General features: G+C 62.5%; 10 protein-coding genes. 5 read left to right on the top strand and 5 right to left on the bottom strand.

Annotated elements, in window-relative coordinates:
• From SM764_RS17195 to SM764_RS17180, 4 genes are all read left to right on the top strand, one after another.
• Window positions 1-933 (top strand): hypothetical protein, encoded by a 933-nt coding sequence (locus SM764_RS17195; RefSeq protein WP_369002314.1) that lies wholly within the window; start codon window positions 1-3, stop codon window positions 931-933.
• A complete protein-coding gene (locus tag SM764_RS17190; RefSeq protein WP_369002313.1) occupies window positions 930-3449 on the top strand; it encodes a hypothetical protein in 2520 nt (839 codons plus the stop codon). The genes SM764_RS17195 and SM764_RS17190 overlap by 4 nt, the downstream gene beginning before the upstream one ends.
• Window positions 3446-4276: a glycosyltransferase family 2 protein gene (locus SM764_RS17185; protein WP_369002312.1), complete on the top strand. Its 831-nt coding sequence runs from the start codon at window positions 3446-3448 to the stop codon at window positions 4274-4276. The genes SM764_RS17190 and SM764_RS17185 overlap by 4 nt, the downstream gene beginning before the upstream one ends.
• A gap of 295 nt (window positions 4277-4571) precedes the next feature.
• Window positions 4572-5939: an oligosaccharide flippase family protein gene (locus SM764_RS17180; RefSeq protein ID WP_369002311.1), complete on the top strand. Its 1368-nt coding sequence runs from the start codon at window positions 4572-4574 to the stop codon at window positions 5937-5939.
• Between the two features lie 93 nt (window positions 5940-6032).
• Here the strand turns inward: SM764_RS17180 and SM764_RS17175 are convergent, their stop codons facing one another.
• From SM764_RS17175 to SM764_RS17160, 4 genes are all read right to left on the bottom strand, one after another.
• Window positions 6033-7277 carry a GumC domain-containing protein gene (locus SM764_RS17175; protein WP_369002310.1) on the bottom strand — a complete coding sequence of 415 codons (1245 nt, stop codon included), beginning with the start codon at window positions 7275-7277 and terminating at the stop codon, window positions 6033-6035.
• 111 nt (window positions 7278-7388) lie between these two features.
• The gene (locus SM764_RS17170) at window positions 7389-8252 is read right to left on the bottom strand and encodes a CpsD/CapB family tyrosine-protein kinase (protein WP_274833780.1); all 864 of its coding nucleotides are present in this window, start codon (window positions 8250-8252) and stop codon (window positions 7389-7391) included.
• A 193-nt stretch (window positions 8253-8445) separates the two neighbouring features.
• On the bottom strand, window positions 8446-9081 hold the full coding sequence (locus SM764_RS17165; protein ID WP_369002375.1) for a sugar transferase: 636 nt from the start codon (window positions 9079-9081) through the stop codon (window positions 8446-8448).
• Window positions 9082-9715: 634 nt separating this feature from the next.
• Complete coding sequence (locus SM764_RS17160) at window positions 9716-10795, bottom strand: AraC family transcriptional regulator (protein WP_369002309.1); 1080 nt, start codon at window positions 10793-10795, stop codon at window positions 9716-9718.
• Between the two features lie 417 nt (window positions 10796-11212).
• Between SM764_RS17160 and SM764_RS17155 the strand changes: the two genes are divergently transcribed.
• Complete coding sequence (locus SM764_RS17155; RefSeq protein ID WP_369002308.1) at window positions 11213-12103, top strand: 2-dehydro-3-deoxygalactonokinase; 891 nt, start codon at window positions 11213-11215, stop codon at window positions 12101-12103.
• A 58-nt stretch (window positions 12104-12161) separates the two neighbouring features.
• Here the strand turns inward: SM764_RS17155 and SM764_RS17150 are convergent, their stop codons facing one another.
• Window positions 12162-12956 (bottom strand): TIGR03084 family metal-binding protein, encoded by a 795-nt coding sequence (locus SM764_RS17150; RefSeq protein ID WP_369002307.1) that lies wholly within the window; start codon window positions 12954-12956, stop codon window positions 12162-12164.
• Window positions 12957-12992: the final 36 nt, after the last annotated feature.

Here is a 12992-nt window from a genome sequence, read left to right as displayed (position 1 = left end):
ATGGGAAAACGATCTCTGCTTCTGGCGCTGACGACCTGCCTGCATGGGATTTGGGCCAGTCTGCCCCTGCAGGCCGCGCCGTTTCCGGTGCCGGTGCTGACCCCGCCAGAGCATCCAATGAAGGTCTATCACCTTGGCCACTCTCTGGTCGGCCCTGTGATGCCTCATATGCTGGCGCAGCTTGCCCCCAAGGGGCACAGCTGGAATAGCCAGCTCGGGTCGGGCACCTCGCTAAAGCAGCACTGGGAGCCGGAGGAGACGATCCTTCATTTCGATCTGGTGAACCAGGCCCCCATCTGGCGCGACGCCAAAGAGGCCATCGGTTCCGGCGATTATGATGCGGTGGTGCTGACAGAAATGGTCGAGCTGCGCGACGCGGTGAAGTATTTCGGCTCCGCCAAATACATGCGCCGCTGGGCCGCGCTGGCCCGTGATGCTTCGCCTGACACGCGGATCTATCTTTATGAGACCTGGCATCACCTCGATGACCCGAACGGCTGGCAGGCGCGCATCGCAAGCGATCTGGACCGGCTCTGGCTGGGCAAGGTGCTCGGATCAGACACGCGTCGCAATCCCAAACGCCCAGTCTACCTGATCCCTGCCGGACAGGTCATGGCCGCTGTCGCACGGGCCATTGATGCAGGCCAGATCGACGGGTTGAGCGATATTGCGGATCTTTTCGCCAAGAGCCCAGAGGGCGCACAGGATACCATTCATATCAACGACTTGGGCGCCTATATTGTCGCCCTCGCCCACTATGCCGTGCTCTATCACCGCTCCCCTGTTGGCCTGCCGCACCAGCTGTCGCGACCGGATGGAGAGGCAGCGACGGCGCTGTCACCGGCCGCTGCCGAGACGGTGCAGCAAATCGTCTGGCAGGTGGTGACAGGGATCCCCCGCACGGGTCTCTCTGACGCAGGCCAGAACGGATGAACCTTGAAACACTGATCACCTCGGTCCTGATGGTGGGCCATTCGCTGTTTGGCCAGGACAATCCCGCCATGCTGGAACAGCTGTTGCGTCAGTCCAGTAGCAGTGCCACCGTCGAAGCGCAGATCATCAATGGCGCGCCGCTCAGCTACAACTGGGAGCACGGCGACAGCGCCGAAGGGGTGAACGCCCGCGAGCGGCTCCAGACCCCAGTCGACGCGGTGATCCTCACCGAGGGCCTTCCGCTGGCCAATCACCTGAAATGGAGCAAAACCGAAGAGACCGTCACCCGCTATTACCAACTGGCCAAGGATGCCAATCCGGATGCCGCGGTCTATCTGCAGGAAACCTGGCACAGCCTCAGCAGCGGAACCGGCACCGAGGTGCCGTTTGACGAAGGCGCCGATATCGCCTGGCGTGACCGGCTGGAGCAGGACCTGCCCCGCTGGCAGGCTGTGGTGGATGAAGTCAACGACAGTGTCGGTGGTGATATGCGCCTACTTCCCGCCGGGCAGGCCATGGCGCGTCTGGACGATGCCATCCGGGCCGGAACGGTGCCGGGCCTCACCGAGATTTCCGAAGTCTTTTCCGATGACATCCACCCAAATGCCACCGGGTTCTACTATATCAGCGCGCTGCAATATGCGGTTCTGACCGGACACAGCCCAATGGGCCTGCCGCACCGGCTGAAGGATCGTTGGGGCAAGGCCTATCCGGCGCCTGCTCCCGCACTGGCCCGGCGGCTGCAGGAGATCGCCTGGGCCGCGGCCCAAGGCGAGGAGGTGCGCACCGCCGCCCTGCCGCCCGACCCGCCGCCGCTGCCCTCCGACCCCGTCACGCCGCACCTGAATGAGGAGGTTGCGGCCTCTGCCACTGCCGTCGAGACTGTTGCGAAGGCACCGCCGCGCCAACCGATCGCCATGAACCTGATGGAGGTCGCCGACTGGAGCCCGCAGGCGCCTTTCCTTGATCATTTCAAGACTGCCCGCCCGTGGATCGGCCACCTGCCGGGGCGCTGGGGCGGCGTCGGCCATGACGATCTTGCCGCCGCAGGCTATCTGGACCCACAGGGCTGGCCCACCGCCATGCCGCCCGAGCTTGGCTCCATCGGCACCGTCATCCTGACCGACCTGCCCGCCTCGGCGCACTCGCTTGCCGGACGTTATGTGCTGCGCTTTGACGGCTCCGGCATTGTCGAGGTCTCTGGCCGCGCCGAAAACGTCCGCTACGGCAAGGGCGAGATCACCTTTGACTTTACCCCCGGCCCCGGCCCGGTCGAAATCCGCATTCAGCGCACCGGGCGCGGGGCGGACTATGTCCGCAACATCACCGTGGTGCACGCCGATCAGCTGCAGGCCTATGAAGATGGCGCCCTGTTCAACCCACTCTGGCTCGACATGCTGGATGGGTTTGACGTGCTGCGCTTTATGGACTGGATGCAGACCAACGATTCCGAACAGGTTGGCTGGGAAGACCGCCCGGAGGTCTCCGATTACACCTGGGCGCGCAAGGGCGTTCCGGCCGAGATCCTGCTGGCGCTGGCCAATACGCTGGGCGCCGATCCCTGGTTCAACATGCCCCATATGGCCGACGACAGCTATCTGCGCAATTTCGCCCAGCTGGTGGATGGCGGCCTGGACGAGGATCTACGTGCCTATGTGGAATACTCTAACGAGGTCTGGAACTGGCAATTTGCACAGGCCCAATGGGCCGACGAGCAGGCTCGCAGCCTCTGGGGCGGCAGTGACCTCTGGATGCAGTTCTACGGCGGGCGGGCGGCGGAAATGTCGCGGATCTGGACCGATGTCTTTGGCACAGACGCCGAGCAGCAACTGGTGCGGGTGATTTCAAGTCAGACCGGCTGGCCGGGCCTTGAGGAACAGGTGCTGAACGCACCGCTCTGGGTGGCCGGGGCGCCAGACCGCCTGCCCCCGGCGCGCTATTTCGATGCCTATGCGATCACCGGCTATTTCGGCGGCACGCTTGGCCTGCGCGACAGCGCCCCCATGGTACGCGCCTGGATCGCCGACAGCCGCGACCGGGCCCGCTCTACCGCCGCCGATCTGGGGCTGCAGGGCGCTGAGGCTGCGGCCTATATCGAGGCGCATCAGTACGATGTGGCAACGGCGCAGGCTATGCTGGAAATCGAGGATGGCCTCCTCAGCGAGGACGGCAATGGCGCTATGGCCGGTTTTCTGGACAAGGAGCTGCCCTATCACAAATCCGTCGCCGACGAATACGGGCTGGACCTAATCATGTACGAGGGCGGCAGCCATGTGGTGGGTGTCGGCCAGATGGTCGAGGACGCAGAGCTGACCGGCTTTTTCACCCACTTTAATTACACCGAAGAAATGGCCGCGCTTTATACGAAGATGCTGAACGGCTGGGCCAAGCATGGCGGCACCCTGTTCGCGGCCTATGCCGATGTGGCTGTGCCCGGCAAATGGGGCAGCTGGGGTGCGCGGCGCACGCTCAGCGACGACAACCCGCGCTGGCGGGTGCTGGAGGCGGTGAAATGACACCGATGATATCCGTGCTGATCCCGGCCCATAACGAGGCGGCGTATATCCGCCCCTGTCTTGAGGCACTTTTTGCCTCTGATCCGCTGCCCGGCCCGGCCGAGGTTCTGGTGCTGGCCAATGGCTGCACTGATGACACCGCTGAAATTGCCCGTTCTGTCACCCTTCCCCAAGGCTGGAGCCGCAAGGTGATCGACCTGCCACAGGGCGGCAAGCTGGCCGCGCTCAACGCCGGGGATGCCCGTGCAAAGGGCGCTGTGCTGGTCTATCTTGATGCCGATGTCACTGTTACCCCGCCTCTCTTGGCGCAACTGGCCGGAGCTCTGACGCCGGAGCGACCGCTTTATGCCAGTGGCAGCCCCCGTGTCGCCCGGGCCCGCTCTTGCCTGACCCGCGCCTATGGGCAGTTCTGGTCCAGACTGCCCTTTGTCACGGATGGCGCCCCCGGTTTTGGTCTTTTCGCCATGACCCGCACCGGGCGTGAGCGCTGGCAGGACTGGCCCGACATCATCTCGGACGACACATTCGCACGGCTGTCCTTTGCCCCTGCCGAGCGCATTCGTGTGCCCGCCCGCTATGACTGGCCGATGGTCGAAGGTTTTGCCAATCTGGTGCGGGTGCGCAGGCGGCAGAATGTCGGCGTCGAAGAAATCGCCAAGCGATTTCCGCATCTGTTGGAAAACGATGACAAACGAAGTCTCGGCGCATCGGGTCTGATGCGTCTCTTCCTGCGCGACCCGCTGGGGTTTGCCGCCTATGCGCTGGTCAGCCTGACGGTAAAAACGCCACTGTTCAGGACCAAGACACGCTGGGCGAGAGGTCGCTAGGCCTCCTGACGCCTGCGGACTGACGCCACCGCGCCGCGCTTGCGCGGCGCCAGGCCCAACCGTCGCACACGCGGCTCAGCCGTGGGCAAGATGGGCGGGAGAGCGCCGTTGGCAGCAGAAGTTTCCGCCGTCGCGCTGCTCCACTGCCTGTCACGACGGCGCATCAATCACTGCCCAGCCAACGGATTGTCGCATGCAACTGCCGGGTTTCGTGCTTAGGCAGCGCCGAAAGTTGCATGTCGATTGACGCGCCGCGCCGCCCTGCCTAGCGTGCAGAAAACCATCAGGAGGTCAGATGCTTAAGCAAGCCGCGCTGTTTTCCGGCCAGGGTCTGCTGGCGCGGGTGCTGCGCTCGGCCTCCTGGCTGATGATCGGCTATGGCGGCAGCCAGGCACTGCGGCTTGGCGCCAATCTGATCCTAGCCCGGCTGCTGTTCCCCGAGGCCTTTGGCCTGATGGCACTGGTCAGCGTGGTGACCGTTGGCCTTTCGCTGTTTTCCGATGTCGGGATCGGCCCGTCCATTGCGCAGAATGAACGCGGCGATGATCCCGACTTTCTCAACACCGCCTGGACCATTCAAGTTGTCCGCGGGTTCGGTCTCTGGGGGATGACTCTGCTGCTGGCCTGGCCTGTTTCCTGGCTCTATCAGGCCCCGGATCTGCTGCTCTACTTGCCGATCGCCGGCATTGGCCTCGCCATCGCAGGCTTCAACCCGACCCGCATCGAGACTGCGCACCGGCACTTGCTGGTCGGGCGCCTCACTGCACTGGATCTCGCGGCGCAGGCCCTTGGCATCGGCGCTATGGTGCTTTTGGCATGGGCAACAGGATCGGTTCTGGCGCTGGTTTTGGGCGGGGTCATTCAGGCCGCGGCGAAACTGGCGCTGACCCATTTCGGCCTGCCGGGACAGACAAACCGGTTTCGCTGGGAACCCCGCGCCGCGCAGGAGCTGATCCGCTTTGGTAAGTGGATATTCCTCTCCACGGCCTTCTGGTTCCTGACCTCGCAGGGGGACCGGGCTATCTTGGGCCGCTTTGTGCCGCTGGATGTGCTGGGCGTCTATAATATCGGCTACTTTCTAGCGAGTTTCCCGATGCTGCTGGGCCATGCGGTGAACCAGAGGCTGATGATTCCGGTGTACCGCGACAAGCCCGCCGATGGCCCGCCGGAAAACCGGCGCAAACACCGCCTGCTGCGCGCAGGTCTGAGCGCCGTGATCCTGTCGTTGCTGTTGATCATGGCCTGGATCGGCACCTGGCTGACAGATCTGCTCTATGATGCGCGCTATCAGCAGGCGGGCGCGATGATCGTGCTGATCTCACTGGCTCTGGCCCCGGCCGTCATCACCATGACCTACGATCAGGCCGCATTGGCCGCCGGAGATAGCCGGGCGTTCTTTGTCTTCACCGCCAGCCGCGCCCTGCTGCAAACAGCACTTTTCTTACTCGGCAGCTACTGGTTCGGGCTGCCCGGCGGTATTGCAGCGCTGGGACTGGCGATGCTGGGCGCCTATCCGGTGCTGATCTGGCTGGCCCGTCGCCACGGCGCCTGGGATCCCCTGCACGATCTGGTCTGTGGCTTTCTGGTTGTTCTGGTCGGAGGCGGCGCCCTTTGGTGGCATCAAGATGCGGTGCTGACCCTGATCAAGGCGCTAGCCCCCTGATCCACCGCCTGCCCTACAGCCGCCCCTGCGGCAGGACAACTGGGACTGCACGCCCGGCTTTTGGTCGTGACGGTCCCCTCACAAGGCAAACGATCAGCTGCGCCGCCCTTTGCCTGAGCGCCGTTTTCCGCCGGGGGACTTCATTTCCGGGATGGTGACAACCGGCATTAGCCCAGTTTCCCGCTTCATCTGCGCGACCGAGCGCAGCACCGGCTTTCGTAGCTCCAGAAGGAAGGCAATCACCAAAGCGGCGAGCAGGCTGGCGGCGCCGCCCAAAAGCGCCGTGCGCTTACGTCCCCCGGTTACCGGGTAATCGGGCAAGGCAGCTGGTTCCAGCACTGTCAACCGCTCGGACTGGCGCGCGGTTTCCAGACGGAATCCGATCTCGGCCTCGTTGCGGCGAGCACGTGTCGTCTCCAGTTCGCTCTGCAGCTGTTGCAGCCTGCGGTCATAGGCGGCGAGCTGACGCTCGACCTCAGGAGAGGTTTCTAGTGACGCTTCGATTTCTGCCTTGCGCCGGGTCAGAAGATCGCGCTGCGCGGTCAGGGTAGCAAGCTGCTCTTCGAATTCTTCAAGCATGCGCTGCGCTGTTGCCGGGCGTTCATTGGACATCGCCTGATCTGCCGCCCGACGGATCTGGATCTGCTCCCGGTCAATATCCAGCAGCGCCTCGTTCAGCGTGGCAATTTCCCCTTGGCGGATTTCCAACGCCCCCGGCTGAGCAACGTCGTGCTCGGTCCGGTAGGAGGCGATCTCATCGTCCAGCGCCGCCAGTTCCTTGGCCACGGCCGTTTCCTTTGCGGTAAAGAAATTCAGCGTTTCCCGCGCCTGCTCGATACGGGTACTGACGCTGAGCTCGATCGTCCGGCGCCCAAATTCCGCTGCAACCGCCTGGGCCTGTTCAGGGCTGGGCATGCGGGCGGTGATGGTCAAAACAGCGATGGTACCATCATCGGCAAAGCCTTCGCGCACCGCAGCTACCCCGGTAATCGAGACGTTTTCGCGCACCAGCGTAACCAGGTCCGAAGGTCTAAGGTCCGGCATATCGGCATATAGATCGAACGCCTCGACAATCTCCAGTACAGAGCTGCGCGCCATCAGTCGCTGTTCGATCAGCTGCATGCGACGCGCGGTGGATCCTTCGACCGTTGATTTGGCCAGATCATCTGCGATTGTCGGCTGTGCGACCTGGATGACCTCGGAGCTTTCGTAGAAATGCTGCTGTCGGGCGGCCAGAAACAGCGACACCAGACTGCCCAGAACGGCAATCGCAAGGATCACCAACGCACGGCGGCGCAGCATGTCCAGAAGATCCGGCAAGGAGTAGATAGGACCCATTCAACATCTCTTGGTTTGCCGCGGTCGCGCCGCTGGGCAGATTAACGTGCAAAGTGTGCTGTGCCATACACACCATGGCAAGCAGGCAAAACTTTGACCGGTTGGCGGAAGTTATGCGACAGGACCGATGTCGGCCGTCGCGCGCCCTCGGTTCAGGACCACCCCCAGCAACGGCGCGTTTCCATTGAGGATCCTCTCGCAAGCGGCCAGATGCGCCGCCGTTGTCTGCGTCCCGTCCGAGATCACCAGCACCCCATCGACCTGCGGCAGGAAGGCCGCCGCATCATCGTACTCCAGCATCGGTGGCAGGTCGAAGACAACCGTTTCCGGGTCGAGGTCCGCCACCATGTGGTCCAGTACCGCGGCGCTACGGCTGTCATGCAGGATTTCTGCCGCGTTCAGGTCCGGCGTCGCGTTCAACCCGACCGCGAGCGTATCGAGCGGGCGCACCAACGCCTCTTCTACAGGGCGGGTGCCGGACAGGAAGGACGCCATGTCGCCCGCCGCCACCAGCCCCATCGCAGGGCCCACCCCAGGGCTGCGAAAGTTGAGATCCATCAAGATGGTCCGGCTAGACGGCACCCGCGCCAAGCTAAGCGCCAGATTGACCGCACAGAATGTGGCTCCACAGCCCCCGGTGGGCGCAGTGACCGCAACCCGGTTCCAGCCGCGGGCCTTCAGGGTTTGCAACAGCCGCGTGCGCAGCAGATCAAAGGCGCGCCCGGCCGGGTCGGTCCGCACGGCTGAAGCCAGCGGCGCACCATCACGCCCCCCCCTGTCAGGATCAAATGAAATTCTGGCCAACCGTTCCCATGGGCTTGGCAAGGTGGTGGGGAGGATTTCGGCAGGTTCGGACTGCAGGCCGGTTGGTACGTTCTCCAGCACAGCCTCATCCGGTTCCGGGCGCACCTGTTCCTGCACTTCGGGCTGAACCTGCGCGCGCCGCCGAAACTTCTTAAAACCCTGTTGCGTCATGCCTTGCTCATATTGTCATCACAGCCTTGCCACGTGGCCGCAGCTTTGCCAACTTCAGGATCATATCAACTTGCCCCTGCGAAAGAAGCCCGCAACGCGCCTCGCTCCGGCCATGGCCGCAAGGCAGCGCGCGCACCAAAAATGAGATGCACGGCGCGGGTCCTCTTCGCGACTGCATTGAACCAGACAGGGATTAATATCCTGTACCTTTCAGAACCACGCCGATAGTACGCCAGATCAGACCGATGTCACAGCCAAGGCTTAGCGCGCGACAGTATTCGGAATCCGCGGCAGCGCGAAAGGCAAAGGTGCTTTCGTTGCGGGCCGACACCTGCCACAGCCCCGTCAAACCGGGTTTGAGATCAAAATAGTCGCGCGGATCACCGTAAATCGCCAGCTGCTCGGGCATCATCGGACGCGGACCCACAAGGCTCATCTCGCCTTTCACCACGTTCCACAGCTGCGGAAGCTCATCCATGGAGGTGACTCGTAGGATACGGCCAACACGGGTGATGCGGGGATCGTTCTTCAGTTTCTGCGTTGCGTCCCATTCCCGCCGCAAGGCCGGGTCCCGCGCAAGGCATTCGGCCAGACGGGCATCCGCATCCCGCACCATGGTGCGCAGCTTCAGGATTCGGAAGCGTCTGCCATTCCGGCCCAGGCGCTCCTGCGTGTAAAACGGGCTGCCGCCTTCAAGTGCAAGCGCCAGCGAGCAGAACAACACGACAGGCAGAGTGACAGGCAAGGATAATAGGGTTAGCAGCAAATCTAGGGTCCGTTTTCCAGCCCGACGATACAGCTCCGGACGCGAGGACCGGCGGTGCGGCATCTGCAGCGGTTCATAGTGTGATGGACCGATCCATTGGGCCACGTTGGCATTGGCGGCCTGCGCTGTCATCGCCTGTCGCAGAGCTTCATCCTTGAGCCGTTTCAAAACCAAGGTTCCCTGCCCAGCAGTATCGACTGAAGCAAATGACAGCATCGGAACTTTATTCTTACGCAACAGGTCCGTCATCAAAATCCCCATTCCTCACCAGACCCCATGGGTCGGGCACACCGCATCCTGCGGAACCGTTTAATTTGCACAGGTCCGGCATGGCAGCAGCCGGCAACACACGTCTGTAATTGAAGGGTCTGATAGGACGCGCCCCCACGCGTCTTCCCTGCACCCACTTCTCCGCATTTAGGGCGAAAGAAGTTCAAATTATCGACACATTCTTTTTAATATATTTTTATCTAAATTGCTGCGAGTAAATGAAAAAAGGTTAACCAGCCACATTTTCACCTGAATTCCAGCACATTTGGGAAACAATAATCCAAAATATGCTCACACTGTTGGGGAACTGGGGAATATAGACCCGGAATCGGTGGCGCAGCGCACCTCAGCCCCCACATTGGGTCCGGGCTAAGCGTGCACGCTATCAGCCTGCAACAGAATGAGATTCGACAGGATCACGGCCGTTTCAGGAGCCGCTGCGGAATTTTCCGGGGCTTTTTCCTGTCCAACGCTTGAAGGCATCGTTGAACGAGCTGAGCCCGCGATAGCCCAGCAAATGCGCGATCTCTGCCAGAACCAGATCGCTGTGCAACAGATATTGCGTGGCCATTTCTTCGCGCAGCTTTTCCAGAATTTCGAAATAACTGGTACCCTGATCGCCCAGCTTGCGCGACAAGGTACGGGGACTCATGCCAAGGTCCTGCGCCACGGTCTCCAGCGCTGCCGTCCCCGAGGCAAGTCGACGCGAAATGCTCTGCTCAACTTGCGATGCGATATCTCTCTCCCCGGCCATCATGGTCTTCATCTGCGACGCGGCGCATTGCAGCAAGATGCGCAACAGGATCGGGTCACCTGTCGCAAGCTCCCGCGTCAGGTCATCGGTTTCGAACCGTAACAGGTTTTCCGGTGCACCAAACTGGACACGGCAGCCAAAGAACTCTTCCATCTCGGCGGCGCCGGACAAACGGTGATGGCAGAACGCCACCTGCCGCAGCCGGATACGGGTCTGGCTGGACCGGCGCAGGCTGGACAGGATCAGTGCCACGAGGAATTCCACGTATTGTCCGCTTAGCTCGATCCCCGCCGTGTCTGGAGCAGATGTCCGCACTCGGCTCTCTCCTCCGCGGATCTCGGGGCGAGTGCCTGCATCCACCGTATAGGTCCAGGTCAGCGCACCGGTTTCAGCAAGCTGTGAGCGATCGAAATGCAGGGCCTCTCCGAATAGGCGGGCGTAGTCCGACAGGTTCGACAGAAACCCCAGCACCTGCGGCGCACACAGGGCCAGATACCCCAGAAGCCCGGCCTTGCGCAGATCGGTCTGCTGCCCGAACCGCAGTCCGAAGAGATCAATCTCGCTGATTTTCGCCGCATGCTGAAAGAACGATGCGATCGAACGGCTGTCGGTATAGGGCTCTTCTTGGCCAACAAGACTCTGGCCAAAAGGCACCGCACGAAAGATCTCTGCCGAAGAATGCCCAAGCTCGGCCAGCCTTTGCGCGGCACATTGGACGAAAATTGCATTTTCAAGGTTCAGATGTCGGGTCATAACACAAGCCCCACTCAAAACACACTCAACACCACAGTCAGAGGGCATTGTCTTGGCCCCTGACATGGCCTCTGTGGTGCATCCGGGCAGAGCGTCCCGGCGTTTCATCCGTGCGTTGTACGCGGGTGCGCCGCTTGGCCAGGCAGCCCCACGAAACGCTGCAGGCTGCTTCTACAATATAGCCTGATTTGAATATTTCCCAACTCTGTCCAGCGGAAACCGGCCACCGCTTGGCGTCTCTTCCGGTCATCCCCCCTCACCTTTTGGATAGTACCCCAAGACCTGCGGATAGGTCTGGCCGCTTTTCGGGGCGATCAAACGCCGCGCCAGCAACATTGACGGTCGCCTGCTTGCCTGTTGGCGGGAATCGCGTCTTTATGCGCGCCATTCCAAAACAGACGGAAGGCGCGGATGACCATGGCTGCAGATAGATCGTCTCTTTTTCAGTCCGACAACTGGATCGCTGCCGAGGCGCAGGGCACGGAGTGGACTTTCTGGGCCATGTCCGGGGACACGCCCGGCGCTCGCCGCAAGGCACATCTGCCGCAGGGCAGCAACGATCCGGGCTTGTCCGAGATCCATGCCGCGCTGTGCGGCGAGCTGACTGCATCGCAACTGCCAATTGTCGCCTGTGGCACCGGCCTGGCCGCACCGCAGGCCGTCCCGACGCGCCCGGACCAGATGCCATTGGCCCCACAAGGCAGCGCCCTGCCCCCGGAAACCGTACTCATCACACTGCCCGGGCTGGCGCAAAAGGCGCCGCCTGCCATCATGCAGGGCGCCGAAACCTGCATCGCCGGGTTTCTGGCGCTCAATCCGTCCTGGGACGGGGTTCTTTGTCTACCCGGCAAGACCACTCACTGGGCTCTGATCAGCGCAGATGAAGTCGTCAGTTTTCAAAGCTTCCTGACCGTGGAACTGGCCGAATCCGCCTGCGCCATGGCTGGATTGCAGGTGCAGGACTGGGCAGCGAGTGAGCTGACCGGAACCGTGGCCGACACCATGTCAAAGCCGGAACTGATGGCCGCGCGATTGGCCGAAGCCAAGGCAGCCATGCATGGCGGCAGCTGCACCCCTGAAGAGGCCACCGGGCGGATCTGGGGCGCCGTGCTGGGCGCCGAACTGGCCGCCGCCCGCCCTTACTGGCTGGGCCAGAATCTGGCGCTGATCGGTGATAAGGAGACCGCCCGCCCCTATGCCGCTGCATTGGAAATGCAGGGGCTGCCGGTCACCATTGCAGACGCGGAACGCATGACACTGGCCGGGTTGACCCGGGCCTGGCGCAGCTTGCGCAAAGAAGACGACTAACCTCCACCGTCGCGCCAGCCCCCTGCACGTTCACAGGACAGAGGGCCGCGGCAAGCGATCAAACCTTGTGACGGACACCTTTTGAAGGCGGCGTTTCGGGCGGGCCAGCAAAACACTGGGCGATCTCCATCCAGCGCGTCGCGGTCGCCCCTGTCACCTCCAGCGCGGTGTCTTCGATATTTCGGACCTGCGTCACCACCTGCGCGAACTCCACCGCAGATCCGACAACCCGGTTGTCCTCTTGCGGCGTGTTCCATTCCCAGACCGCCGAAGACGGTCCGGTCAGCTGCACGAATGGCGCGGGGTCGGGCACCTCTTCTCCCCGGTTCAGGAAGGTCCAGCCATAAGTCGCAACGCCAAGATGGGCGATATTGCGGATCCGGTCCTGCTCCACCCGCTCCAGCCCCAGAAGATCAAAGACCTCCTGACCATGCGCCCAGGTTTCCATCTGCCGTGCGGTGATCGAGGACAGCGCGCTCATGTCCGGGCCGACCCATTTCACCCGCGCCTTGGGGTCGGCCACAGCAAAGGCATCGGCGCAGGTTTCCGCGCCAGCCTTCCAGGCCTCAAATAGCGCCCGTCCCGACAACCCGTCCAGCCAGGGGAACTGGCATTGCAGGATCGTCTTGCCCGATTGCATGTCCTGCACGATCGGGCCGATGAATGCGGCAAAGGCCGCCTCCCCCTTGAGCGAGGTTTCTGCCGCCACGTTGAACAGGTGCAGGTGGCCCAGCACGTGATCGATAGTCCAGTCTTTGAACTGCGTCGGCCTGTGAAACGCCTCTTCCGGCAGATCCTCCAGTATCGCCGCCAGCGCCCGGCTTTCGGCACGAAAATCCTCTGCCTGCTGCATGGATGCCCTCCTCCCAATTGAAATTCCGCTACGTCC

The sequence above is a fragment of the Pseudophaeobacter sp. 1A16562 genome (assembly GCF_041008785.1).
GTDB lineage: Bacteria > Pseudomonadota > Alphaproteobacteria > Rhodobacterales > Rhodobacteraceae > Phycobacter > Phycobacter gallaeciensis_A.
The sequence above is the reverse complement of the archived record's forward strand: the minus strand, read 5'-3'. Positions and strand labels throughout refer to the sequence as shown.